This window comes from Campylobacter hyointestinalis subsp. lawsonii (assembly GCF_013372165.1).
GTDB classification, from domain to species: domain Bacteria; phylum Campylobacterota; class Campylobacteria; order Campylobacterales; family Campylobacteraceae; genus Campylobacter; species Campylobacter lawsonii.
Window position 1 is genome coordinate 1090400 of the sequence record NZ_CP053828.1, and the last position, 25612, is coordinate 1116011.

Below are 25612 nucleotides of genomic sequence, written 5' to 3' on the forward strand. Positions count from 1 at the left end.
CCCCGCAAATAGCGAGGCTTTTTGTAAAGTGAAAAAGACTATTCTATTTTGCCGCTTTTGATACGTGCATCATAGATATCTTGTAGTTTTCTGATGTCTTGTTGTACTTCGAATACACCATGCCAGTGAGCATAGTCAGGAGCGCCCATTACAGCACCCATTCTCATACGACGACCTTCGTGATGCCATAAGTGGTAGTAAATTCTTTGGAATTCATCTGCCCACTCATCAGCTTTTAGAAGACCTTTTGCTTTCAAGTCATCAAGCATTTTCTTAGCATCTGCGTGATAGCTATTGTATAGTTCAACATGCATATCAGCACTTACAAAGAATGAATCAGTTGATTTAGTTGAGTGACAAGATTTACATACTTGTTTCATCTCAGCTCTAGCAGCCTCAGGTCCTTTTGGATTACCTGCAAGTACATTACCAGCTGTCATTTTACCAGATTTAGCATATTCAAACGCAGCAGTTTCGAAACCGCCTGTTCTTTGTTTGCTATGTGGAGCCCATAGATTCCATTTTAGACGTAAGCTAACATTGTGAGTAGTGTTTAGATCACCTATTCCGCTCATATGACAAGTAGCGCAAGTCGGAGCTCTATAGTCTGGAACATCCCAAGTATCTGGAGCGCTATCCCATTTCCATTTATTGCCCTCAGCATTGAAGATCTTTCCGTGCATTGAGTTATTATAGATCTCGATGTTTGGATGATCAGGTCCAAGGTGGCAAGATGCACAAGCAGTTGGTTTTCTAGCTTCAGTCATATCAAATGTATGGCTTGAGTGGCAAGATTTACAACTACCTACGCTACCATCAGGATAAGCATTGCCTATACCATAGTTAGGCCAACCTTTACCAGGAACTGGATAACCTTCTTTATCTAGTTTGATCTCCATACCGTGGCATTGTATACAACCAGTTGCAGCCGGAGAATCTTTAAGATCTGGATGATCTCTACCCTCATAGTGGTACATTAGATCTATCATACCTTTTTTAGCAAACATTTGAACTCCACCTCTTGCGTGACCACTTTGTTGGAATTCTTCAACTTCTTTAGAGTGGCATTTAGCACAAGTTTTTGGGCTTACTAAAATACTTACGTGATTACCACTATCTTTTGGGTGCTCTTTTTTGATCGCCATAGGGCTATCAGCTGGAACTGCGTGACAATCCAAGCAGCTTACACCAGCGTGAGCATGGCGTGAACTTTTCCAATCATTTACGATACCAGGAGTTTTATCAGCGTGACACTCCACACATTGCTTAGCCAATGGGCTTAAGCTTCTATCAACCTTCATTGTTTTTGTAAGATTGATATTTCCAACGCTATCAGCATAAGCGATAGCGGCAAAACAGGTTAATGCTAAAACTAATTTTTTAAGCATTTTGCTAATCTCCTTACTTTGTAATATTTAAATCACCAAATTTAGCTTTAAGGTGAAAACCAAGATTTTTGTGCCCGACGTGCTCATGACATTCGACACAAGTTTTGTTTATGTTTTTGGCAAAATAATCACGGTGTGGCAAAAACGACTTCATATTTTGTGAAGAAACATTTTTTATGTCACCATGGCAGTGCATACAACCACTATCATACACATATCTCTTAGACTCTTTTCTTCTAGCTTCCCAGTCGTATTTTTCTGGGTTGCCAAAGAGCGTAATGGCACCTTCAACCATACCATTGACAGCCTTTTGATATGTATATTTAACTATATTGTCATGTGGTAAGTGACAAGCAACGCATTCTGCTTTAAATCCAACTTTGTTATTTCCGCCATGAATGTCGTTTTTATACGAGCCAACCATAGGTTCCATAACATGGCAAGATACGCAAAACTTATCTCCACCGGTCACATACATAAACTGTGCTATACCAAGAGCAAATCCAAGCCCAACTAAGCCACCTATAACAAAGATAACTATAGTAAAAAGCTTTGTCTTTCTCAACTCCACTCCCCTCCCTAGAAAATTTCTTTTCTACAATTTAGAACGGTATTCTAACATATTTTTAATAAAATTGAAACAATAAAATAAATAAATTTATAATTATTTATTTATTGATTAAAAATGCTTATAAGCTTTTCATTATCTTTAAAGATAAGATTAAGGTTATCATCAAATTTAATTAAGTTTTGCTGTTTGAATTGTGCAATAATTCTTGAAAAAGTTTCGGGCGTAATATTCAGTATAGACGCTATTTGAACGTGTTTTAGCGTAGAAAATAGCTCATGATTTTCTACTATAAATTTTGCTACTTTTGCATCACTTTTAAGAGTTAGTTCATTTTGTAACACATTGTTCATAATTCTAAGTTTTGAAGCCATAGATTTTAAAAGTTTAAAGCAAATTTTTGGATTTTGTAAAAATTCTGTTTCAAATTTGTGATAATTTATCCTTAGAACCTCAGAATCGCTTAAAAATATACCACTAGCAGGATAAGGTATATTTTCAAAATTTACTAGTTCGGCCACCAAAGAGATCGGAGTAATCGTATGTAGAAATATCTCTTTGCCTTTTGGAGTTGTTTTATAAATTTTTATAGTTCCTTTTAAGAGTACATTGAACCACTTTGCTTCTTCGCCTTCAATAAATAAAAACTCATCTCTTTTATAGTTTTTTAAAACAGAGATATTTTCAAGCTTTTTTATCTCTTCTTCATTTAGATCTGTAAAAAATGGGATTTGCTTTATCAAAATTTATTCCTTTACTCAAACAAGCTTTCTTCGTTTATTTTTTCATTTAGCATAGCACTTAGCTCTTCAAACTCAGCTTTGACAAGAGCGTATCTAAAATCTTTTAAATTCTTTAGCTCTTTTATATCATTAAAAATAAAATCTGCATCAAAACCTACTTTTTGCGTACTTGGGACGCATATCAAAACATCACTAAATTTAGATTTTAAAAAACTAGCTTCTTTTATAAATAACTCATCATCATTTTCTACTATAAAAGCTCTCTCAGTGCTACCAAATGGTTTCATACAAAAAAATCTATCTATAAACAAAGGCTTAAAATGTGGAAAATCATTTATGTTTTTAAATTTAAAATCTATATTTTTACTTATAAAAAAGTGTGTTATTTTAGATAGTTCATCTGCAAAAATATATGGAAACATAATGTTTTGATAGTAGTTTTTAGCAAGCAAGGCATTTGTAAAAAAGATAGAACTTTTATTTATAAAAACAGCCTTTTCATCTTCTAAATACGAAAAGCTAGGAGTTAATTTTTCTAGCACTTGTAAATGGGGGCAAAAAAATATGCTATTTTGCTCAGCTTCTAGAATTTCTAAAAATATATTTTGCAGATTAGAACCGATTAATTTTACTTTTTTTGGTATCGTCAAATGCTTTAATATACAAAACTCAACAGCTTTTACACAGATAAAACTTATCTCTTTACTAGTAGCAAAAAACCGAATCAAACGAAGCAAACATAGGTTTAAGCTATCTACTTTTATATATGCTATTTCGCTTTCTAAAACCTTTAGTTTCGTATCAAAGATAACGGCGTAAGCACCATTTGCAATAGCTTTTGCCACTTCGTTTTTATCGCCGTCAAAAGTTATAAAAGCAAAACCATTTTTAGCCAAATTCGCATCAATGCAAAATCCACTCACCATACTTATCTTTGGGCTATTTTGTAGCTCTCCATCGACAAGGCGAGTTAGATTTTCTATACGCATTATCCTACTAAACTTCCGTTTTTTACAGGTGCTAAAGTACTAAGAAGAGTTAAGCTGCCATCTTCTGCACTAAGTATCATTCCTTCGCTTAAGTGTTTAAATATCTTAGCCGGTTTTAAGTTTGCTAAAACACAAACTTGCTTTCCTATTAGATCTTTTGGTTCGTAAAATTTAGCAATACCGCTTATGATCTGACGAGGATTAGCTTCGCCAAGATCGATTTTAAACTTCAAAAGTTTATCACTACCCTCGATATTATCACACTCTAAGATAGTTCCTACTTTTATCACGCATTTTTTAAAGTCGTCGATTTTTATCTCTTGTTTATTTTCTATAGGCTCTATTTTTTGAAGTGGAGGCGGTGCCATTAGTTCTGATTCTACTTTGGTAAAAAGAGGTTCTGTATCACTTGATTTTAAATTTAAAAGCTCATTTTTTAAAATAATGTCATTATAAGTCTTAGTATTTATCTCAAAACCCAAAGTTTTAGCTATTTTCTCACTACTTTTTGGCATAGCAGGACTTAGTAGCACGGCAACTTTTGCAAGTAAATTTGCTACTAAAGCAACTAAAGCATTTGCCTCATCACTTTTGCCCTCTTTTATCAAATTCCAAGGCTCATACTTTGCCACGCTTGCATTTGCTAAATTTAAAACTTTCCAAAGCTCCTCCAAATAACGATTTGTAGCTATTTCGTTTATAGCTTCTATAGCACCTTCAAGATGAGTTTTGGCAGTCTCTAACTCTGCTAAATAAAACTTAGCCACGTTTTCTCTGTTTATATCATAGTTTGAGTATTTTGAGCTCATTCCGACTATACGACTTAGTAAATTTCCTAGATCATTGCTAAGCTCACTATTTATACGATCCATAAGAGCTTTTTGAGAAAAATCGCCGTCTTGACCAAATGGCACTTCTCTAAGCAAAAAGTATCTAAAAGCCTCAAGCCCATAAGCATCTGCAACCTGTTTAGGATCTACTACGTTTCCTATGCTTTTACTCATCTTTTTGCCATCTCTTGTCCACCAGCCATGAGCAGCCACGCTAGTAGGAAGAGGAAGTTCTAAACTCATCAAAAATGCAGGCCAATACACGGCGTGGAATCTTAAGATATCTTTTCCGACTAAATGTATCGTGTCATTCCAATAATCCATTCTTTTGTTATCAGTAGTATAACCAAGTGCTGAAAGATAGTTTATAAGAGCGTCTAGCCACACATACATCACATGACGCGGTTCATTTAAACTACTAGGAAGCTTCACTCCCCACTCAAAGCTAGTTCTAGTGATAGATAGATCTTTTAAACCGCCTTTTACAAAGCTTATAATTTCATTTTTTTTGCCTTTTGGAAGTATGCAGCTGTCTTTTTCATACCATTTTAAAAGTTTTTCTTGATAGGTAGATAGTTTAAAAAAGTAGCTTTCTTCTTTTACTATACGGGTTTTTTTGCCACAATCAGGGCAAAACTCTTCATCTATAAGATCTTTTGTAGGAAAAAAACTCTCACAACTAACGCAGTAATTGCCTTCATACTCGCCTTTATAGATATCTCCTTTTTCATACATTTTCATAAATGCATTTTGAGCTGTAAGCTTGTGATCTTCATCAGTAGTGCGGATAAATCTATCATAGCTTATATCAAAACTATCCCAAAGCGATTTAAACTTAGCACTCACTTCATCAGCATACTCTTTTGGTGTTTTATTGTGTGCTTTAGCAGCTTCTTCTATCTTTTGACCATGCTCGTCAGTGCCTGTTAAAAAAAACGTATCATATCCTGCTAATCGGTAATACCTAGCCATAGTATCTGCTATAATGGTTGTATATGCGTGACCGATATGCGGTACGTCATTTACATAATAAATAGGTGTAGTTATGTATTTTTTCATTATTTTTTTTCCTTATTATAGTTAAATTTAAAAGTCAAACTCGCCGCCACGACCCTCATTCATCTTTTCATAAGTGGCATTGACATAATTTTTTCTATTTTGACACTCAAAAAATAGCTCACAACTCATACAACTATTTAAAGAATTGCTTTCTTGACATTGTTTAAGTTTTGAAATAGCTATCTCAAATTGTAGCTTTACAAACTCTTTTATCTTATCACAATAAAATACTTTAGGGCAGTTTGAGCAACTTTTTACCGCATCTTTAACATTTTCGTTTCGACACTCTTGCAAATCTTGTTTTTTACTCTCATAAAAATCTTCATCGATATTTTTAAATTCTTTTAATTCAACCATTATAAAACTCTAAAAGTCTGTTTATCTCATATTTTGAACCAAAAAAACAAGGCGTTGTTTGGTGGATTTTTTCTAAGTTTATATCAAAAAGTGAGCTATTTTTTCCATTTGTAGTAGCACCGCCTGCCCTTTCGTATATGAAAGCAAAAGGCAAGACTTCAAAAGTAACTCTAAGCTTTCCATTTGGTGCGTCAGTCGTAGCCGGATAGCTAAAAAGTCCGCCACCTTTAAGCAAAATTTGATGCAGATCACTAACCATAGCACCACTATATCTAAGGCGATATCCCTCATCAAATAGAGCTTTGATGAAGTTTCTATGAGCCACGCTCCAGCCTTTTTGGGTGCCACCTGTTGCGTTTAGTTTGCCTTTTTCTTTTAGGCTTAGATCTTTTATAAATTTAAAACTTCCATCTCTATCCAAACGATAAAGTTTTGGCGTGTCTTCACACACTACCATCTCAAGTCTAGGCCCATAAATACAATAGATTGCCGCTACTAAATTTGATGGTTTTAGCTCATTTTTATATACACCAAAAATACTTCCAACGGCGAAATTTACATCAACTAAGCTACTTCCATCAAGCGGATCATAAGCGATGATAAACTCGCCATCTTTATGGATGTTAAGCGCATCTTCTTTCTCTTCGCTTACTAGTGATCTTACGCTAGAAACTCCCATAAATTCTTGCGTGATTATGTTGTCGCTTTTGACATCAAGTTTTAACTGAGTGTCGCCTGTAGAGTTTGCGTGATCTGTGTAGCCAAGGTCGGAATATTTTAGCTCTTGGCTTATTTTAACTGCTATTTTTTCTATCGTTTTTATGATCTCTTGCATTTTATACCCTTTTTGCATTATTATCTATCCATTTTATGATATTTTCTATATCTTCAAGTCCAAATTTAGGTTTATTTTCGTCGCTAAAATAGTCTAAATTTGTAGCGTAAGCATCGCTAAATGGCTTATATCTCTCATCGATCTCACCCCTAAAAACCGTAATGCGTGGAAGTGGAATAAACTTAAGCCCCTCAACTATGAGATAGTCAAACTCACCAAAATAGCCTACAAGCTTATTTAAGTCATTCTCACACTCTGTTTTGCTAGGCGAGAATTCCTCTGTTTTATTGTCGTGTGCTTCTGAGCCTACACGCTCACTCCCGCCAAAAAGTCCGCTTTGCAAAAGCATAGTAGTGCGTTTTGGGCTTACTACTGCGACGTCTGCGCCAAGTGAGCTAAAAAGATAACTATCTTTTCCCTCAAAATCAAATTTAGCTTTATCGCCTGGGTCGTGCTTTGTGATAGCTACTTTGTAACCTTTGGATATGAGCTTTTTAGCGATTTTAGCGATAAGTGTTGTTTTACCGCTTCCGCTTTTACCAGAAACTGCCACAGCTAAACGTTTTATAAGATATCCTTGTTAAATTTTGTGATGTATTTTAGCTAAACATTTCTTAAAATATAAATTTTGGCTATTATCAAATTTGATTTATACTATTTAAAACTTCTATTACGTTTTTTGCATCATTTTGCGGATTTTCTACAAAATCAAAACGTTTTATAAGGCTACAATTTTTAAATATCAAAGTTTGACGGTGGTAAAATTTTTTACCATTCAGAGTTTGAAATGTTTTTAAATTTAGCTCACTTTCAATCTTAAAATTTGGATCGCTTATTAGCTTAAAATCAAGTCCTAGCGAATTTTTAAATTCATCTATTTCACTCTGGCTTTGTGAGCTAATGGCGATAAGTTCAAAGCCGATATTTTTTATCAAATTTAAATTTTGCTGATAAGCTTTACACTGATTTGAACATCCTGTAAGCCCAGCTAAATTTTTTAGCTCATCAGGTAAAAACTCTCCATTTTTTCCCATTTTTGGATATGTAAAAACTACACAATTTTTTGGCAAATTTATCAATCTAGTCTCCTATTTCTATAGCCCATATAATGCTCTTTTGTTGTTAATTCAAAAAAATTTTCCACAATATCTCCTTTTTTAATACACTACATTTAATCTATCTTTTAAAACGCTTTGTAAATTTAAAAAATCATCTAATTTGATATCGTTATATCCACTTATATAAACAGGCTTATCTGTGGTTGCTTCTAAGCTTTCTAACACATTTTTATCGTAGCTTACAATATAGTAGCTATCATCAAATTTATAAAGTTTATCTTTGCAAATTTCTTCAGACTTTATATCAATCGTTTTTCCACTTTGAAGAGCTAAATTTAAGGCTTTATCCAAAGGGGTTAAATCTTCGTTTAGATAAAAATCTAGAGTGCCATCGCTTTTTTGTATAAGAGCATCTTTATCGGTTAAATCATAGACGCAAAATCCTGTGTCTAAATTTGGTTTTTCAAGTTTATTTCCTGCTCTTTTAACTCTCTCAATCGTAATATCGCTAATTACAGGCTCCTTGCTTCCTAGCTCATTTTTACAAAAGTCAAAGGCGGTTTTGCTCTTTTTCTCATCGATCTTTTCATCAAGCTGAACTAGGATAAATTTGCGATTTCCATTATCTTGTGCGTTTTGTGCCATTACGGCGTGAGCGGTTGTGCCGCTTCCTGCAAAGAAATCAAGGATGATGTCGTGATTATCATTTGTGGCGTGATTTATAATTTCTTGTATAAATTCTACGCTTTTTGGATAAGAAAAGGCTTCAACCATATTTAACTCTTTTAAGCCTTTTGTGGCACTTTGATTCATAAATTTATTATCTACAAATTTCAAACTATCAAAAGTTGTTAAATCGGTCTTTAAATCTTTTAAATAGCGTTTATAGATAAATCCACGTTCATCATCTTTATGCTCTTTTTTAAAGCAAATTCGCCCTTCATCAATGTGCTTTTGTATTGTATTTTGAGAAAATCGCCAAAACATTCCTTCTGGCGGATAATCCACTTTGCCTGTGTATGGATTTGTAACTCCAAAATATCCATTTTGCGGTGTTCCGCTTTTTGCTGATGGGTCGCTACTTACCCACGCACCATTTGGGTCGTTATCAGGATTTTTGTATTTTGATAAATCTTTTTGTCCGCCTAGTAAATTTACATTTTCTTTATTTTTAGCATAACAATATAAAAATTCATGTTGATAGTTTATGCCAGTTTTAGCATCGTTTGTGGTGCTTTTTGTTTTTCGTATAAAATCAGCTACAAAATTCTCTTCCCCAAAAATCTCATCACAAAGTAGCTTTAAATTCGCTTGTTCGTTATCATCAATGCTGATAAATATCACCCCATCATCTTTTAGCAAGTCTCTTGCTAATTTAAGGCGTGGCAACATAAAGCTAAGCCAACCGCTATGGCTTTTGGTGCTTGTTATGCTAGTGAAAAAATCCATAGCTTCACTTGGCACCTCTGTTTTATTGCCAAATTCATCTACTTCTATTTTGATAAGTCCTATTTCTATACAAATTTGCTTATAATCTTTTCTAAAATCATCAGGATAGATAAAATCATCATTTTTGGTATTATAAGGTGGGTCTATGTAGATCATTTTTATCTTTTCATAATATGCTGATTTAAGTAGTTTTAGTGCGTCAAGATTATCGCCTTTTATTATTATATTTTGGGTTGAGTTTGTGTTTTTGCTTTTGGTTTTATTAAATTTAAGTTCTTTATCGCAAGGCGTGGTATAAAGGGCATTTGCTAGACCTTTGCCTGTCCAGTTTAGCTCATAGCCTTTGATATTTTCTTTTACTTTGATATCTAAAAGCATCTTTATAGTGTCAAAATTTACCGCTCCATCGCTATTTATAGTTTGAGGAAATTTGCTTTTTAAGAGTTCATAAAACTCATTTTTTACAGGCTCTTTTATCTTTGCTTCTTTGATTAGGTTTTTATCTATCATTTTGTAGTACCTCTTGTAAAATTTCTATTAATTTTTGTTTGTTTATGCGTGTTTGAAAACTAACTTTAATATCGTTTAAATCACGCTCTAAACTTTCAAAAAATTTCTTAGCGTAATCTATCTTTTTTACTTCATCTGGTGGAATTTGTTCTTTTGTATCATAGCCTTTTGTCTCACAAATAAAAAATATCTTTTTGCCATTTTTGTCTTTTAACAAATAGGCAAAATCAGGCTCATAATCTTTAAAAGGTGTAGGAATGCTAAATTTAGGAAGTTTAGCAAAAACTCTAATTTCAGAGTTTCCCACTTTTTTGATATCTTCAAAGATAACTTCTTCTTCTAATTTTGAGTCCCACACGGCTGTTTCATACAAATACGCACCGCTTGGGACTTTGTCTTTTGTAATGTATCTGCCTAGTTTGTGTGCTTCTATGCTACTTTTAGGCTTACCAAAGCTGTCATATAAGGCATCTTCTATGCTTAAATTTGAAAACTGGTTTTGGCAAAATTCATAAGAGACTGAAGATATAAGGCTAGTGTGCAGGCTATCTTTTATGATATTGTTTAATAGCTCAAATGCTTTTTTGGGATTGTTTTTAATGATATTTTTGTCTAGTTTATTATAAATTTCTACGCAAAAATTTATCGGTAATTTTTGCGCAGTACAAAAATCTTTTAAAAGCTCTAATATTTTTATATTTTTATGAGTTATTTTATCTATTATTTGAGTGTTTTCGGTGATGATTTTATTTTTTTGCGTGTCATATTTTTTAGTCTCTAAGTAGATGAAATTTGGCTCTATTTTTTGATTGTTAAATTTAGTTACTACGGCGTTTATAAGCTCATCGTTTTTTATATTTTTATAGACGATTTTGGATTTTTTATTTATAGTTTGCCAAAGCTCTTTAAACTCTTTTGCTAAATTTGTTTTTATTTTTATCATTTTTTGGTTTAAATTTTTGTTTATGATTTGACTTGTTTTGTTTGGCGAGTCTTTGAAAACTTCTAAGATAGAATCAAATTTATCTTTTAAAAGCTCTTTTAAGCTTTGATTTTCTTTCATATATTCATAAATCGGTGAAATGATATTGTAGCTGTCGTTTTCTTCATCAAATTCTAAAATATTATTATCTTCTAAATGGATAAAAAATCTCATTATTTGATTTGAATTTAACTCAAATACATTAAGAATATTTTTATACAAAACGCTACCATTAAAGCTAAAACTAGAATTTATTATCTCATTTTGTAAGCCTTCTATATAGCTTCGCTCACTTCCGCTTACTACCATATCAAGTGAGTTAATATCGTAAAACAAGCTATCATTGTAATTCATAAAGTTGTGCGTAACTCTCTTGCCACTTGTATTTACACAAAGTCTTAGCCCACGCCCGACTTGTTGGTGGCGACTGATATCGCTTGAGCTACTTGCAAGTTTTGTGAGTGTAAAAATATTTGGATTGTCCCAGCCTTCTTGCAGTGCCCAAACGCTAAATATAAAACGCAAAGGCGTATCAAAGCTAATGAGCTTTTCTTTTTCTTCTAAGATAAGTCTTATATCTCTTGCTTCTTGGCTCTCTTTGTCTGTGTTTTTTTCGCCTTTACTTGGCTTAGCATCACCGCTAAAATAGCCTTGATGAACGCATAAATTGCCCTCATCATCAAAATCACGCATAAGATAAGCTCTATACTCATCGCTTATATTTTGCTTTAAAATCTCTTCTCTTTTTGCTTTATAAAGCTCTTCAAATTTGGTTTTGATAAAAGGTTTTTCGCCTCTAAAATCATCTATGTTTGGGATAAAAAATAGGCTTAAAGCTTTGATATTTTTAGTAAATAAAAGCTCTTCTTTTTCAAAATGTAAATCTATAGATACTTTTAGCAAATTTGCTATCTCATCTTGGTTTAATCTATAAGATGATTTGGTTTCTATTACATTGCCATCGCTTAAATGAGCTCTGTTTTTGGTAACTTTTTGGAGAGTTATGCCACGAAATTTAGAATCAATTAATCCCAAATCATTGCCGTAATGTAAAGTAATTTTTTTGTCTATTCCTGAAACAAAATAAGAAAATATAGCTTTTTTAGCTTTGGTGTTTGCTTCTAATAAAACAAGATCATCATCTATGCTAGTTATTTGACTTACTTTTATCTGTTTTACAAGATAGTTTTTAAACGCTGATACGCTATCAAGGATATAAGCCACGTTTGATAGCTTAAATCCATCTTCGCTTGGAAAGGTTGCACCAAATCTAAAATAAAGCGTATTTAATCTAGAAAAATTCGCATTAAATTTATCGCCCTTTAAAAGATGAGGCTCATCGATAATAGAAATAGGCTTTAAATTTATAATATTTTCAAATATACTTCCATCATTAAATAAATTTTCGCTTCTACGATTTAAAATATTATCCTTTTTATCTATAGCACTATTTGTAAGGATCAAAACTGAAAGCTCATCTTCGTTTTTTATATAGTGATTTACGATAGAAGATATACTTTTTGTATCGCTGTAAATGTAGGTTTTAAGATGTTTTTTATAGATATTATAAAAGTAATCTTGAGTAAGCTTGATATTTTGTTTTACTGATTCTAAGATCGCCTTTCTAGGGACGAAAATAATAAATTTATTTTGTTTATAGGTTTTATTTAATTCAAATATCAAATTTAAATATGTAAATGTCTTACCAGTACCAGTCTCCATAAGGATATCTAAATTTAGTTTATCACTAGTAGTTTTATAAGGTAATGGATAATTTTTATAAAATTTTTTTAGACACTCTTTAAGGTTATCTTGTTCTTTAAAATTAAAATCTTGAAGAATGCCTATAATATTATTTATACACTCTTGCTGAAAATCTTGTCGCTCAAAAATCATCTTAAAACCTTAAAAATATAATAAAATACAAGCTTATTATTTTATAATATTTTTCTTGTGTTTTAATTGAAAATAGATATTTATTTGACTATGAATTTGCTAAAATAGCTAAATTTAGAACTATTTTAATAATGCGAAATTTTGGTATTTTGCTTTAATTATACTGACAAACAAAATTTATTTTAGAAAAATATTCAAAACATTTTTAAATTTAAGTAAAAAATTTATCATTTTTATAAATTTGACCTTAATTTATAGTAAATTTAAATACCGAATTTAGCAAACCAAAGATATAATAAACAAAGTTTTCATCTGTTATTTAAATAACAATAATTTTTTGGCGGAGTTTATGTTAAAACACTTTTTTACAAATAGTTTTGGGATCTTGGTTTCTCGTGTTTTAGGGCTTGTTCGCGACTTGCTGACTGCTTTTGCTCTTGGGGCAAGCGTGTGGAGCGATATATTTTTTGTGGCGTTTAAACTACCAAATTTATTTAGACGACTTTTTGGAGAGGGAGCTTTTACTCAAAGCTTTTTACCAAATTTCGTAAAAATTAGCCATAAAGGGCTTTTTCTAGCTGAAGTGCTTTTAAAATTTATCTCTTTTATGCTTATTTTAAGTCTTGGCGTGATGATTTTCGCACCATTTGTTACAAAACTTTTAGCTTTTGGATTTGATGATAAAACTATAGAACTAGCCGTTCCATTGGTGCGAATAAACTTTTGGTATCTCATCTGTATATTTAGCGTAACTACTTTCGCTTCTGTTTTGCAGTACAAAAATCATTTTAGCACGACTGCTTTTAGTACTGCTCTACTAAATTTAGCGATGATAGTGGCGCTACTTCTAGCCTATAGGCTACCACCAAATATCGCCGTTTATTACCTTAGCTGGGGCGTTGTAGCTGGTGGAATACTTCAAGTTTTAGCTCACTTAATCGCTCTTAAAAGACTAAATTTGATGAAGCTTTTAACGCTTGGCTTGTATAAATTTATCAAAGGAAAAAGAGCTTCTAGCAAAGGATTTTGGATAAATTTTTCTCAAGGCGTTGTAGGAAGTAGCGCAAACCAACTAAGTGATTTTATCTCTACATTTATAGCTAGTTTTTTAGTAGCTGGAAGTATCAGCTATCTTTACTATGCAAACCGAATTTTTCAGCTACCACTCGCACTTTTTGCTATCGCTTTAAGCACTGCAATATTTCCAAAAATTTCAAAACAGATCAAAGCACAAAATATACAAAACGCGAAATTTTTACTGGACAAAAGCTTTCACGTCCTATTTTTCCTACTACTTTTCTCTACTATAGGCGGTGTAATTTTAGCAAATGAGATTATATGGCTGATATTTGAGCGTGGCGAGTTTGATAAGCAAAATACTCTTGAAGCGGCAAAAGTTTTACAGATGTATATGCTAGGACTGCTTCCATATGGGCTTTACAAACTATTTTCGCTTTGGCTTTATGCAAATATGAAACAACGCATAGCAGCAAAAATTTCAGTATATTCGCTAGTTATAAATACAATCTTAAGCCTTATTTTATTTAAGCCTTTTGGAGCTGTGGGACTAGCTCTTGCTGGATCGATATCAGGGGCGTATCTATTTGGCTATGCTATTTTTATTTTTGGTTTTAGAGAGTTTTTAGATATAATCCTAAGCAAAAAAACGGCAATAACTATTTTAAGCGGGGTTATTTTTGCTGGTTTAATCACCTTTATTAAGGAAATTATTTATGCAAATTTATGATAGCGTTTTAAAACAAAAAGTTGAATTTAAACCTATAAGAGAAAATGAAGCAAATATCTACGTATGCGGACCTACTGTGTATGATGATGCTCACTTAGGTCACGCAAAAAGCAGCATAAGCTTTGATCTACTTCGCCGCACTTTAAAAGCTCTTGGATATAAGGTAAAATTTGTAAAAAACTTCACCGACATAGACGATAAAATTCTTAAAAAAATGAGTGAATCTGGTAAGAGCCTAGAAGATATAACAAGCCACTATATAAACAGATATAAAGCCGATATGTCTGCTTTAAACGTTTTAGAACCTAGCATTACTCCAAAAGCGACTACTAGCTTAGATGATATCATACTTTATATAAGCGAACTCGTAAAAAATGGATCTGCGTATAGACTTGATGATGGAATTTACTTTGATACTAGTAAAGATGAAAATTATCTAAGCCTAAGTGGTAGAAAAGATGAGAATTTAGTAGCTAGAGTAGAAAGTAGTGATGAAAAAAGAGATCCTAAAGATTTTGTTCTTTGGAAATTTGATGAAAAATGGTATGAAAGCCCTTTTGGAAAAGGACGACCTGGTTGGCACAGCGAATGTGTAGCAATGATACAAAAACATTTTGTAGGAAACGACGAATTTGAGATAGATATCCACGCAGGAGGCGCAGATCTGCTTTTTCCACATCACGAAAATGAAGCCGCACAGTGTAGATGTGCAAAACATAAAAATCTTGCAAAATACTGGATGCATAATGGTTTTGTGCAAGTAGATAATGAAAAGATGAGTAAAAGCCTAGGAAACTCATTTTTTATAAAAGACGCTCTTGAGCTAGTTCCTGGTGAAGCTCTTAGATTTTATCTTATGAGCAGTCATTATAGAGCAAATTTTAACTACAATATAGAAGATCTAAAATCAAGCAAAAAACGTCTTGATAAAATTTACCGCCTAAAAAAGAGACTTGGCAAAATACCTACTTCAAACGTAGATGATAAGCTTAAAAACGATCTGCTTAAGTTTATGGGAGATGATCTAAATATCTCAGCAAGTCTTGGTATCATCGACGAGATGATAAACTTAGCAAATCAAACTCTAGACAATGAGCCAAAAAACAAAGCTTTTAAGGCAGTTACTGCTGCAAATTTAGAGTTTATAAAAGAGCTTTTAGGAATAGGCTATGCTGATGAGTCCCAGTGGTTTCAATGGGGAGTAGATGATAAGGAAAAAGAACAAATTTTAAGCTTAATCGAGCAAAGAAACAGAGCTAAAAAAGATAAAAACTTTGCTTTAGCAGATGCAATCAGAGCTGAACTTTCAAATTTAAACGTATCTATCATGGATACCGCTAATGGCGTTGTGTGGGAGAAAATATGAGGGGCGTTATAGATATTTTCAAAAGATTTTCGCCATATTTTAAAGATTATATTTCGCAGTTTGGTTTTGTCTTGCTAGGTATGATAATGGCAAGCGTGGGAACTGCAGTTTCAGCATATCTAGTAAAACCGGTACTTGATAAAATATTTGTAGAAAAAAACGAAGACCTGCTTTATCTTCTGCCTTATGCTATCATAGCGATATACTTTGTAAAAAGCCTTGGGACATACTTGCAAGCATACTTTACGGCTTACATCGGACAGGATATGGTAAAAAAGTTTAGACATAAATTGCTAGATAATCTACTATTTTTAGATATGAGCTTTTTTAACAAATTTAGAACAGGTGAGCTTATCAGTAGAAATACAAACGATATAGAACGCATAAGAAGCATAGTTTCTAATATCATACCAGAACTCGCTCGTGAGCTTATAACTATCATAGGACTTTTGGCTGTCGTCATATACCAAAGTCCGCTTTTAGCGCTTTTTGCCTTAGTTATCTTCCCAGCAGCAGTGTATCCACTTTCACTCTTAGCAAAAAAAATGAAGAAGATCTCAAGAATGTCTCAAGAACAAACAAGCGATATCAGTTCTGTTTTAAGTGAAATTTTCTCAAACATAGAGATCATAAAAGCAAATAATGCCGAAAATAGAGAATTAGATAGATTTGACAAACACAACGAAAACTTCTTCAAACTAAATTTAAAAAGCGTAAAAATAAACGAACTAGTAAGTCCTATGATGGAAACTTTGGGTTCTATAGGCATAGCAACAGTTATCATCATAGGCGGAAAACAAGTCATAGATGGCGGTCTTAGCGTAGGAAGTTTCTTCTCGTTTTTGACTGCGCTTTTTATGCTCTACACTCCTATAAAAAGGATTTCTAGTCTTTATAACAAAATGCAAGACGCAGTAGCTGCTAGTGAGAGAACTTTTGAGCTTCTTGACCTTACTCCTAGCATAGTCGGCGGAAGTACTAAATTCCCTCAAGTAGTAAATTCTCTAACCGTGCAAGACGTGCATTTTGCCTACGAAGAGATTAAAGTCTTAAATGGTATAAGCCTAAAGGCAAGCAAAGGACAGATGATAGCCATAGTCGGAGGAAGTGGCGGTGGAAAAACGTCTTTTATAAATTTACTTATGAGATTTTACGACGCAAATAGCGGAAGTATTCTTATAAACGAAAACGACATCTGCGAGTTTGGCTTAAAAGATCTAAGAGATCATATAGGTCTAGTCACTCAAAGAGTTTATATATTTAATGACACTATCGCAGCAAATGTAGCTTATGGTGGCGAATTCGACGAACAAAAAGTCATAAAAGCTTTAAAACTAGCAAATGCTTATAATTTTGTAAGAAATCTTAGTGAAGGAATTTATACAGTACTTGATGAGTTTGGAGCAAATTTAAGTGGCGGACAACGCCAAAGGATAGCGATCGCAAGAGCTTTATATAAAAATCCACAAATTCTCATATTTGATGAAGCCACAAGCGCACTTGATAACGAAAGCGAAAAAGAGATCACTAAAGCCATAGAAGATTTAAGTAAAGATAAAATAATATTTGTTATAGCTCACCGCCTAAGCACGATAAAAAATGCCGATAAAATAGCCGTTTTAGACAATGGAAAGATAGTTGGATTTGGCAATGATGAAGTGTTAGAAAAAGAGTGTGAAATCTATAAAAATCTTAAATCAACAATCCACTAAAATGAAACAGATAATAGTATATAAAGACAAACCAGCTAGTATCAACAATAAAAATGATAACGCTAAAACAGCATATCAAAATAGCAGAAGTAGCAAATCAGCAAGATGCTTTTATCATGGATGGTGATTTGATCGTAGATATACTATGGAAACAAAGCAACCCAGCAGATATAGATAATATCATCAAATACATCCTAGACGCACTAAAAGGCATCTGCTATAATGATGATAAAAGCATTATTAAACTCACAATATCCAAAGAACACTGCGCAAATAATCAACTCACAATCACTAAAAAAGCAAATTTATATCTAAATTTATCAAAAAAATGGTATTTAAAACCATCATAAAACCGCTATTGCGATATATAAATTCAAATTAAGATATGCTAACAGCTCAAATCCCAAAATAGAATCAATCCTAAAAATCTCCCAACCTAAGCTAGTAAATCAAAATAACGACAATCTCACCCAAGATATAATATCAGCCCTAAATAGTTAAAAAAACAAGATAAATATAGTTAAATTTAGCTTAAAAGGACAAAAATTAATACTATATCCACAAATAGCACAAAATCTATCAGCCAAAGAGAGATCAAACACCATAAAATCCATTCAAGAAAGCTTAATTAACACTTTATCAAATAGAGATTATTTAGCAAATTTCCAAATAGCTTTCGGGTCTAATGCCTCTAAAAACGCCAAAAAATAGCCATAAATAAAATTTAAACCGATCTGTACACAGCAATTGAAGTTGGGTTAAATGGATCAGTCCCACAGCTATACTCTAGCATAGCATCTTCGATGATTATATCACCATTTTGATTAGCTTTTTTAAGTGTTGAAGCGAAATTTAAATTCCAGCCATTTTTGATAAAAAAATTGCGATGCTCCTTGCTTACTTCTCCTAAATCTTTTACTTGAAACCCAAATGGCTCAGCGTGAATACACCTTACAAATGGAGCGATACTAACTAATTTTTTTGCCATCTCCACACCGCTACTAGTAAATTCGCCACCAAAATATCTCAAATTCACCCCACCACCATTATAAAATATCTTAAACAAATTTCTACCATATCCACATCCAAGCTCGATTACATTATCATACTCGACAAAGCATCAATAATAAAATCAACAATTATCAGTATAAAATGGAACAAGAATATTTATACCATTTAAAGAGGTTATTTGCACAATATCAGCAAAGTTAAATTTCTCACTAGGAAAATCAGTTTTACACCAATTTAACACACCTTTTTCATCGGCTTTAAGTTGATTTAAACGCTCTTTTTTTCTAATTCGCCAATCACTTGAAGAGCGTTATACCCCCCCCCGCTTATAAATTTACTCATAAACTCAGCCCTTATAGCCCAGGCATTTTCATAAAAATTTTGCCATTTTTTCTCTTGATATGCCATTTTAACACCTTAAATTTATAATTTTGATTATATCTATACGCAGCCTAAAATATCATTAAATTTATTTAAATTATAACTAAAATATGCCACAGATGGCTAAAATCACCCATGGCATAAATAGATTTAGAATAAAATATATTATAAGATAATATCTATATTTTGATTTTCCTAAGTAAATTTAAAATTTTACTCCTTCACTTCTAAATTTCCCATCATACCTAAATCTTCATGTTCTAAAACATGACAATGATACATTCTATGACCTATAAAATCTTGCTTCATTCTTAGTCTTAATTCCTCATTAGGACGCACATTAATAGTATCTCTTAGGGCTCTAAATTCTGCTTTTTTAACCTCACCATTTAATTTTGATGAGATAAGCTCAAATTGTGTGCCATGTATATGAAAAGGATGATCCATATGCGATTTATTAACCACTATCCACTCTTCTGTCACTCCTACTTTAGAATGTAAATCAACAGCATTTAAATCAAAGCTTTTCCCATTGATTAAAAACATAGAAGCAAGCATAATTTTTAATTCTTCTGTATTTGCTCCCATCATCATACTATGTTGCATACTAGCTTCGCTCATTATGACTTCTTTAAAATCTTTTGGTTCTTCTAAAGGCTTAAAGGTTCTTAATGTTTTTGGTAGTTGTAATTTTTCTTTTTTAAAAGAAATATCAGCTAAGAAAAGAGTATTTGGCTCTTCTTTTACCATCATTTTATCTCTATCGTAATAGCCACTTTCAAGCTTGAATTCTCCATCTTTTGGTGCATCTATTAAAACTTCTACGCGTGAAGCAGGAGTTAAGAAAATTTCATCTTTAAAAATCGGTTTTTCTATAAGCCCTCCATCTGTTCCAACAAGTATAAACTTAGCTCCTTGTATGCGTAAATTTAAGTATCTAGCCGCACTTGTATTATAAATGCGTATGCGTTCATTGCTTGCGAGTTTGATTTTAGGTTGATATTGTCCATTAATAAGCACAAACTCACCTTCTCTACCATTAAGCCAATCAATTAAGGTATTATGTGGAATTTGAGCGTTTTCATCAAGACGCAAATCAGTAATCATAAGATCTTTTTCTTTAAGATGACTAAGAGCGTCTTTTTTAGCTTTGACTACAAAACATCCAGCTAAGCCCATAAAAACTTGTTTTGAAGAGATAAAATGCGGATGAGGATGATACCAGTAAGTACCAGCACTGTTTTGTGGTATTATAAAATGATAAATCCTCTCTTGGCCTGCTAAAATAGCATCGTGTGGATTTCCATCTTGATTAGGCGGTACAAGAAGTCCGTGCCAATGTATGGTTGTTGGCTCTTTGAGTGTATTTTTAACTAAAATTTCAACTTTATCCCCTTCGTAAACCTCTATTTTTGGAGCTGGTATTAAGCCATTATAGGTATAAAATTTTGTTTTTTTGCCCTTAATCACTTCGATTTGACTCTCTTTTACCTCTATTGTCGCGCGAAAAACATTTTTTTCCTTGCTTTCATTTTTGAGTAGAGGCAGAGCTTTTAGAGCTTCTCCTTTAGGAAAATATTTTTGATCTAAAAGTTTTAAATCTTTTTTAGCAAATTGGATAAAAGAGGTATCAATTTCTCTATTCATTGGCATTTTAGCATTATCCATATCATGATCCATCATATCATGTCCCATCATATCATGCCCCATCATGTTATGATCCATCATATCCATGTTATGCCCCATATGAGAATTTGCATAAGCCGCGCCCATACTTGCTAAACTTAAGACATTTAATTTTAAGAAATTTCTTCTATTCATTTAAGATCCTTTTTTGATTTTTAATTGCAAGTTGTATTATGATTATTATAAATGAATATTATATAAATTATTTTTAAATTTTTGCTATTAGAAACATTACAAATAGAACAATTAAAGGCTGATTATATAAATTAAAATTCGCATAAGCTAACAAAAATCATATATAAACAATTCTAAGATTGCCTATAAAGCGTTATACTTTACTACTTACTAAATTTACTCATAAGCTCAGCTTAAATTTATAATTTTGATTATAATAACTCAGCCAAAATATCATTAAATTTAATTAAATTATAAGCAAATTTAAGCAAATTTTAGCTAAAATTGCTGACTTTAAAGGAATATAATGGACTATGGCGATATTAAAAAAATTTTATTCAAACTAAACCCTGAAACCGCTCACAAAATAGCCGAATACGGTATGAGAAGCGTTATAAATTTGCCTTTTGTGGCAGATATTTTAGTAGATAAATTTTGTTATGTAGATACAAGATTATCTCAAAATATACTTGGGACGAATTTTCTAAATCCGATAGGACTTGCAGGGGGATTTGATAAAAATTTAACTATGGCAAAACCACTATCTTGCTTTGGATTTGGTTTTTTGGAGTATGGAACACTCACTCCAAAACCTCAAAACGGAAATCCAAAACCGAGACTTTTTAGACTTGTAGAAGAAAAAAGTTTGCAAAATGCAATGGGATTTAATAACGACGGTAGCCAGAAGATAAAAGCTAGAGCGCAAAAACTATATCCGTTTGCCTTGCCATTATTTGCAAATATAGGTAAAAATAAAATTACGCCAAATGATGAAGCGTTAAAAGATTATGAATTTTTAGTTAGAGAATTTAACGGACTTTGCGATGCTTTTGTGTTAAATATTAGTTCGCCAAATACTCCAAACCTGCGCGCTCTTCAAGAAAATAGCTTTATAAAAGAACTTTTTAGCACGTTAAAACCTCTAACAAATTTACCTATAATACTAAAAATAGCTCCTGATATGGAAGCTAAAAAAGCAATAGAACTATGTCAAAACGCACTTAGCTTTGGTGCTGATGCTATTATCATAAACAATACCAGCGTGGATTATACTCTAAGTCAAAATACAAAAAACTTTGGCGGTATAAGCGGAGCTTTGATCGCTCAAAAAAGCAAAGAGTTGTTTAAAGCAGTCGCAGACGAGCTTTTTGGCAAAATAACTCTTATTAGTTGTGGCGGTATAAGCAGCAGTAAAGATGCGTACGAACGTATAAAAATGGGGGCAAATTTAATCCAAATTTATACAAGTTTTATTTTTGAAGGACCTATGATCTGTAAAAAGATTGGCTCAGAACTCAGCGAACTTCTATCAAAAGATGGATTTACAAATATCACTCAAGCAGTCGGCATAAACGTAGGAAAATAGATGTTACCTAAATTTAAAAAAATTACTTTAGAAAATGAGTTTGAGATATATCACACTCCTCTCAACTTGGGTTCAAATGTTATAAGCATAGACCTATTTTATAAAGTCGGTAGTCGCAATGAAACTATGGGAAAAAGCGGTATAGCTCATATGCTAGAACATTTAAATTTTAAATCCACCAAAACTAGAAAAGCTGGGGAATTTGATGAGATAGTAAAGGGCTTTGGTGGCGTAAATAACGCAAGCACAGGATTTGACTATACACATTATTTTATAAAATGTTCAAATGCAAATTTAGATAAAAGTCTTGAACTTTACGCAGATATTATGGAAAATTTGGCTTTAAAAGATGACGAGTTTCAAACAGAACGAGACGTTGTATTAGAAGAAAGAAGATGGAGAACTGATAATAATCCTATCGGGCTTATGTATTTTAGGCTATTTAATAATGCCTTTATATATCATCCATACCACTGGACTCCAATCGGCTTTTTTAGAGATATAGAAAACTGGAACATTGAAGATATAAAAGCGTTTTGGCAGACTTATTATCAACCAAAAAATGCTTTTTTGATGATAACTGGTGATTGCGATGAAAAAACGGCTTTTGAATACGGTATAAAACATTTTTCTAAGATAAAAAACAGAAAAGATATTCCAAATTTTTACTTTAAAGAACCAGAACAAAATGGCGAAAAAAAAGTGATCTTACATAAAGATAGCGATGTAGAGATGCTAGGTCTTGCTTATAAGATACCACCTTTTAATCATAAAGATCAGATAGCACTTGATGCTCTTAGTAATTATTTAAGCAGTGGAAAAAGCTCTATTTTACAAAAAAAACTTATGGACGAACTAAATTTGGTAAATCAAATTTATGCCTATCGTATAGATTGTAAAGACGAGGGATTATTTGTATTTCTAGCAGTTTGCAACCCTGAAATAGACGCTAGTAAAGTTGAGATTGAACTTTTAAATTTGATAGAGCAGACAAAACAAGAGCTAATAGGCGATGATGAGTTATTTAAGATAAAAAACTCACTTAGATCAGAACTTGTATATTCTCTAACTAGTGCAAGCAAACTAGCAAATTTATACGGTAGCTACATAGCAAGAGGCGACATAGAGCCACTTTACGAGCTTGAAAATGCTTCAGAAATTTTAAGTTCGCAAAGTATCAAAGACATCGCAAATAGATATTTCGTAAGCAAAAATTTAACAACAATAATACTCAAGAAAGGTTTAAAATGAGCAAAGCAGCCATTTTTGGAGCTATGACAGCTCTCATAACGCCATTTAAAAATGGAAAATTAGACGAAGTAGGATATGAAAAGCTTATAAAAAGACAGATAAAATACGGCGTAGATGCAGTGGTTCCTGTAGGAACTACAGGAGAAAGTGCGACTCTTACTCATGATGAACACAGAGTTTGCATCGAAATAGCTGTAAATACTTGCAAAAACACAAATGTAAAAGTTCTAGCAGGGGCTGGTAGCAACGCGACTCATGAGGCGATCGGACTTGCTAAGTTTGCACAAGATCACGGAGCTGATGGCGTACTCTCAGTAGCGCCATATTATAACAAACCTACGCAAGAAGGCTTATATCTACACTATAAAGCTATAGCAAATTCAGTTGATATTCCAGTATTGCTATACAATGTTCCTGGTCGCACAGGGTGCGATATACTTCCAGAGACGATCATAAGGCTATTTAACGACTGCGAAAATATTTATGGAGTTAAAGAAGCGAGCGGAAGTATAGATAGATGCGTTGATCTACTAGCTCACGAGCCTAAACTTTATGTTTTAAGCGGTGAAGATGCGATAAACTATCCGATCTTAAGCAATGGTGGAAAAGGCGTCATATCAGTTACTTCAAACCTACTTCCAGATCAAACTGCAGCACTTACTCACTACGCACTTGATAATGAGTTTTTAAAAGCAAAAGAGATAAACGATAAGCTTTATAATATAAATAAAATAATGTTTTGCGAAAGCAATCCTATACCTATAAAAGCCGCTATGTTTATAGCTGGTCTTATAGATACTTTAGAGTATAGACTTCCGCTTTGCAACCCAAGCGCAGCTAATCTAAAAAAGATCGAAGAAATTATGAAAAGTTATGATATAAAAGGATTTTAATGAGTTGTTATAATGACGAGTTTAAAGGTAAAACACTAGTAATAAGCGGTGGAACAAGGGGAATTGGCAGAGCTATAGTTTTGGAATTTGCTAATGCTGGAGCAAATATAGCATTTACGTATAACTCAAATGAAGAGATGGCTAAAAATCAAGCTTTGGAGCTAGAAAGAGATTTTGGGATAAAGGCTAGAGCTTATGCTCTCAATATCTTAGAGCCTGAAACTTATAAGGAGCTATTTTTAGAGATTGATAAGGATTTTGATAGAGTTGATTTTTTTATATCAAACGCCATAATCTCAGGTCGTGCAGTAGCTGGTGGATATACTAAATTTATGAAATTAAAACCTCGCGGTATCAACAATATCTTTACTGCAACAGTAAATGCTTTTGTCTGCGGAACTCAAGAAGCAGCAAAAAGGATGGAAAAAGTCGGCGGCGGAAGCGTTATAAGCCTTAGCTCAACTGGAAATTTAGTCTATATAGAACACTACAGCGGACATGGAACCGCAAAAGCGGCAGTAGAAGCTATGGCAAGATACGCTGCAACAGAGCTAGGAGATAAAAATATCCGTGTAAATGTAGTAAGCGGTGGGCCTATAGAGACAGACGCTTTAAGAGCTTTTACAAACTATGAAGAAGTTAGGGACGCAACAGCTGCCTTAAGCCCACTTGGTCGTATGGGGCAACCAACAGATTTGGCTGGGGCTTGTCTATTTTTATGTAGTTCAAAAGCTAGCTGGGTAACAGGGCATACCTTTATAATCGATGGCGGTACAACATTTAAATGAGTTTAAATCTTCCAAATTTATTGGCATTTATCCGTATATTACTTGCTCCTTTACTTTTTTTTCTGCTTTTAGAGTTAGAAAATAGAACAAATACGGCAGTTATAAGCTGGCTGAACTATTTTTGTGCTCTTATTTTTGTAGTGGCAAGTATTACTGATTTTTTTGATGGATATATCGCTAGAAATTGGAATCAAAAAACAAAATTAGGTGCCATAATAGATCCATTAGCTGATAAAATGCTAACTTTAGCAGCCTTTTTAGGTCTTATGATGATAGACCGTGCAAATGCATGGGCTGTCTATCTTATACTTATCCGTGAGTTTTTTATAACAGGCTTTAGAGTAGTTATGGCTAGCGAAAATATCGACGTGAGTGCATCTATAGCTGGAAAAGTCAAAACGATATTTCAAATGATATCTATAGGATTTTTGATTATGCAATGGTGGGGAGGAAATATACTGCTGTGGGTAGCAGTAGCACTTACTCTTTACTCAGGTTTAGAATACATACTAGCATACATAAAAAATAAAAGAATATAAAAAAACTTTATTATTAAATAAATAGCTTAGAAAT

23 protein-coding genes are annotated in these 25612 nt (G+C 32.9%); 9 read left to right on the forward strand and 14 right to left on the reverse strand.

The window, feature by feature from the left end:
- Window positions 1-38 precede the first annotated feature (38 nt).
- The 11 genes from CHLWT_RS05540 to CHLWT_RS05590 form a co-directional block, all read right to left on the reverse strand.
- Window positions 39-1388 carry a multiheme c-type cytochrome gene (locus tag CHLWT_RS05540; protein WP_063998037.1) on the reverse strand — a complete coding sequence of 450 codons (1350 nt, stop codon included), beginning with the start codon at window positions 1386-1388 and terminating at the stop codon, window positions 39-41.
- Window positions 1389-1401: 13 nt separating this feature from the next.
- Window positions 1402-1959, reverse strand: coding sequence for a cytochrome c3 family protein (locus CHLWT_RS05545; protein WP_235598078.1), 558 nt, complete (start codon window positions 1957-1959; stop codon window positions 1402-1404).
- Window positions 1960-2060: 101 nt separating this feature from the next.
- A complete protein-coding gene (locus tag CHLWT_RS05550) occupies window positions 2061-2699 on the reverse strand; it encodes a Crp/Fnr family transcriptional regulator (RefSeq protein ID WP_170253228.1) in 639 nt (212 codons plus the stop codon).
- Window positions 2700-2710: 11 nt separating this feature from the next.
- Window positions 2711-3688: a hypothetical protein gene (locus tag CHLWT_RS05555; RefSeq protein WP_063998035.1), complete on the reverse strand. Its 978-nt coding sequence runs from the start codon at window positions 3686-3688 to the stop codon at window positions 2711-2713.
- Window positions 3688-5577: a methionine--tRNA ligase gene (gene metG, locus CHLWT_RS05560; RefSeq protein WP_112000567.1), complete on the reverse strand. Its 1890-nt coding sequence runs from the start codon at window positions 5575-5577 to the stop codon at window positions 3688-3690. Before metG ends, CHLWT_RS05555 begins: the two co-directional genes overlap by 1 nt.
- A gap of 27 nt (window positions 5578-5604) precedes the next feature.
- Window positions 5605-5934, reverse strand: a complete 330-nt coding sequence (locus tag CHLWT_RS09465) for a hypothetical protein (protein WP_082858051.1) — start codon at window positions 5932-5934, stop codon at window positions 5605-5607.
- On the reverse strand, window positions 5927-6769 hold the full coding sequence (locus tag CHLWT_RS05570; RefSeq protein WP_111970934.1) for a class 1 fructose-bisphosphatase: 843 nt from the start codon (window positions 6767-6769) through the stop codon (window positions 5927-5929). The genes CHLWT_RS09465 and CHLWT_RS05570 overlap by 8 nt, the downstream gene beginning before the upstream one ends.
- Before the next feature lies 1 nt (window position 6770).
- Window positions 6771-7337, reverse strand: a complete 567-nt coding sequence (locus tag CHLWT_RS05575; RefSeq protein WP_170253229.1) for a molybdopterin-guanine dinucleotide biosynthesis protein B — start codon at window positions 7335-7337, stop codon at window positions 6771-6773.
- A gap of 70 nt (window positions 7338-7407) precedes the next feature.
- Window positions 7408-7848, reverse strand: a complete 441-nt coding sequence (locus CHLWT_RS05580; protein WP_063998031.1) for a redoxin domain-containing protein — start codon at window positions 7846-7848, stop codon at window positions 7408-7410.
- A gap of 78 nt (window positions 7849-7926) precedes the next feature.
- A complete protein-coding gene (locus CHLWT_RS05585) occupies window positions 7927-9786 on the reverse strand; it encodes a site-specific DNA-methyltransferase (RefSeq protein WP_112000565.1) in 1860 nt (619 codons plus the stop codon).
- Window positions 9776-12664, reverse strand: a complete 2889-nt coding sequence (locus CHLWT_RS05590) for a restriction endonuclease (RefSeq protein WP_112000564.1) — start codon at window positions 12662-12664, stop codon at window positions 9776-9778. Before CHLWT_RS05590 ends, CHLWT_RS05585 begins: the two co-directional genes overlap by 11 nt.
- Window positions 12665-13013: 349 nt before the next feature.
- On the opposite strand from CHLWT_RS05590, the gene murJ reads away from it, so the two are divergent.
- The 4 genes from murJ to CHLWT_RS05610 are packed head-to-tail and all read left to right on the forward strand — an operon-like array spanning window position 13014 to window position 17839.
- On the forward strand, window positions 13014-14411 hold the full coding sequence (gene murJ, locus CHLWT_RS05595) for a murein biosynthesis integral membrane protein MurJ (RefSeq protein WP_112000563.1): 1398 nt from the start codon (window positions 13014-13016) through the stop codon (window positions 14409-14411).
- Window positions 14398-15777, forward strand: coding sequence for a cysteine--tRNA ligase (gene cysS, locus CHLWT_RS05600; protein ID WP_112000562.1), 1380 nt, complete (start codon window positions 14398-14400; stop codon window positions 15775-15777). Before murJ ends, cysS begins: the two co-directional genes overlap by 14 nt.
- Window positions 15774-17489: an ABC transporter ATP-binding protein gene (locus CHLWT_RS05605; protein WP_112000569.1), complete on the forward strand. Its 1716-nt coding sequence runs from the start codon at window positions 15774-15776 to the stop codon at window positions 17487-17489. The genes cysS and CHLWT_RS05605 overlap by 4 nt, the downstream gene beginning before the upstream one ends.
- Window positions 17490-17542: 53 nt before the next feature.
- Window positions 17543-17839 carry a RusA family crossover junction endodeoxyribonuclease gene (locus CHLWT_RS05610; protein ID WP_112000561.1) on the forward strand — a complete coding sequence of 99 codons (297 nt, stop codon included), beginning with the start codon at window positions 17543-17545 and terminating at the stop codon, window positions 17837-17839.
- A 374-nt stretch (window positions 17840-18213) separates the two neighbouring features.
- On the opposite strand, the gene CHLWT_RS05615 is transcribed toward CHLWT_RS05610, so the two are convergent.
- The 3 genes from CHLWT_RS05615 to CHLWT_RS05625 all read right to left on the reverse strand — a co-directional run bounded on the left by CHLWT_RS05615 (window position 18214) and on the right by CHLWT_RS05625 (window position 20702).
- Window positions 18214-18555 carry a hypothetical protein gene (locus tag CHLWT_RS05615; RefSeq protein WP_111948387.1) on the reverse strand — a complete coding sequence of 114 codons (342 nt, stop codon included), beginning with the start codon at window positions 18553-18555 and terminating at the stop codon, window positions 18214-18216.
- A 212-nt stretch (window positions 18556-18767) separates the two neighbouring features.
- A complete protein-coding gene (locus CHLWT_RS05620) occupies window positions 18768-18908 on the reverse strand; it encodes a hypothetical protein (protein WP_170253227.1) in 141 nt (46 codons plus the stop codon).
- A 186-nt stretch (window positions 18909-19094) separates the two neighbouring features.
- Complete coding sequence (locus CHLWT_RS05625; protein WP_112000560.1) at window positions 19095-20702, reverse strand: multicopper oxidase family protein; 1608 nt, start codon at window positions 20700-20702, stop codon at window positions 19095-19097.
- 346 nt (window positions 20703-21048) lie between these two features.
- Between CHLWT_RS05625 and CHLWT_RS05630 the strand changes: the two genes are divergently transcribed.
- Genes CHLWT_RS05630 through pgsA form a run of 5 tightly spaced genes read left to right on the forward strand, consistent with a single transcriptional unit; the run spans window position 21049 to window position 25578 of the window.
- Window positions 21049-22107, forward strand: a complete 1059-nt coding sequence (locus CHLWT_RS05630) for a quinone-dependent dihydroorotate dehydrogenase (protein ID WP_151062176.1) — start codon at window positions 21049-21051, stop codon at window positions 22105-22107.
- A complete protein-coding gene (locus CHLWT_RS05635) occupies window positions 22108-23358 on the forward strand; it encodes a M16 family metallopeptidase (protein WP_063998025.1) in 1251 nt (416 codons plus the stop codon).
- Window positions 23355-24251 (forward strand): 4-hydroxy-tetrahydrodipicolinate synthase, encoded by an 897-nt coding sequence (gene dapA / locus CHLWT_RS05640; RefSeq protein WP_112000286.1) that lies wholly within the window; start codon window positions 23355-23357, stop codon window positions 24249-24251. Before CHLWT_RS05635 ends, dapA begins: the two co-directional genes overlap by 4 nt.
- Window positions 24251-25039, forward strand: coding sequence for an enoyl-ACP reductase (locus CHLWT_RS05645; RefSeq protein ID WP_111970925.1), 789 nt, complete (start codon window positions 24251-24253; stop codon window positions 25037-25039). Before dapA ends, CHLWT_RS05645 begins: the two co-directional genes overlap by 1 nt.
- Complete coding sequence (gene pgsA, locus CHLWT_RS05650; RefSeq protein WP_112000287.1) at window positions 25036-25578, forward strand: CDP-diacylglycerol--glycerol-3-phosphate 3-phosphatidyltransferase; 543 nt, start codon at window positions 25036-25038, stop codon at window positions 25576-25578. Before CHLWT_RS05645 ends, pgsA begins: the two co-directional genes overlap by 4 nt.
- Window positions 25579-25612 lie beyond the last annotated feature (34 nt).

Excerpts from the sequence above, each read along its gene's own strand:
- CHLWT_RS05540 (WP_063998037.1), bottom strand. The coding sequence starts at position 1,388 with ATGCTTAAAAAATTAGTTTTAGCATTAACCTGTTTTGCCGCTATCGCT.
- CHLWT_RS05555 (WP_063998035.1), bottom strand. The coding sequence starts at position 3,688 with ATGCGTATAGAAAATCTAACTCGCCTTGTCGATGGAGAGCTACAAAAT.
- metG (WP_112000567.1), bottom strand. The coding sequence starts at position 5,577 with ATGAAAAAATACATAACTACACCTATTTATTATGTAAATGACGTACCG.
- CHLWT_RS09465 (WP_082858051.1), bottom strand. The coding sequence starts at position 5,934 with ATGGTTGAATTAAAAGAATTTAAAAATATCGATGAAGATTTTTATGAG.
- CHLWT_RS05570 (WP_111970934.1), bottom strand. The coding sequence starts at position 6,769 with ATGCAAGAGATCATAAAAACGATAGAAAAAATAGCAGTTAAAATAAGC.
- CHLWT_RS05585 (WP_112000565.1), bottom strand. The coding sequence starts at position 9,786 with ATGATAGATAAAAACCTAATCAAAGAAGCAAAGATAAAAGAGCCTGTA.
- CHLWT_RS05590 (WP_112000564.1), bottom strand. The coding sequence starts at position 12,664 with ATGATTTTTGAGCGACAAGATTTTCAGCAAGAGTGTATAAATAATATT.
- murJ (WP_112000563.1), top strand. The coding sequence starts at position 13,014 with ATGTTAAAACACTTTTTTACAAATAGTTTTGGGATCTTGGTTTCTCGT.
- cysS (WP_112000562.1), top strand. The coding sequence starts at position 14,398 with ATGCAAATTTATGATAGCGTTTTAAAACAAAAAGTTGAATTTAAACCT.
- CHLWT_RS05605 (WP_112000569.1), top strand. The coding sequence starts at position 15,774 with ATGAGGGGCGTTATAGATATTTTCAAAAGATTTTCGCCATATTTTAAA.
- CHLWT_RS05610 (WP_112000561.1), top strand. The coding sequence starts at position 17,543 with ATGATAACGCTAAAACAGCATATCAAAATAGCAGAAGTAGCAAATCAG.
- CHLWT_RS05620 (WP_170253227.1), bottom strand. The coding sequence starts at position 18,908 with ATGGCATATCAAGAGAAAAAATGGCAAAATTTTTATGAAAATGCCTGG.
- CHLWT_RS05625 (WP_112000560.1), bottom strand. The coding sequence starts at position 20,702 with ATGAATAGAAGAAATTTCTTAAAATTAAATGTCTTAAGTTTAGCAAGT.
- CHLWT_RS05630 (WP_151062176.1), top strand. The coding sequence starts at position 21,049 with ATGGACTATGGCGATATTAAAAAAATTTTATTCAAACTAAACCCTGAA.
- CHLWT_RS05635 (WP_063998025.1), top strand. The coding sequence starts at position 22,108 with ATGTTACCTAAATTTAAAAAAATTACTTTAGAAAATGAGTTTGAGATA.
- dapA (WP_112000286.1), top strand. The coding sequence starts at position 23,355 with ATGAGCAAAGCAGCCATTTTTGGAGCTATGACAGCTCTCATAACGCCA.
- CHLWT_RS05645 (WP_111970925.1), top strand. The coding sequence starts at position 24,251 with ATGAGTTGTTATAATGACGAGTTTAAAGGTAAAACACTAGTAATAAGC.
- pgsA (WP_112000287.1), top strand. The coding sequence starts at position 25,036 with ATGAGTTTAAATCTTCCAAATTTATTGGCATTTATCCGTATATTACTT.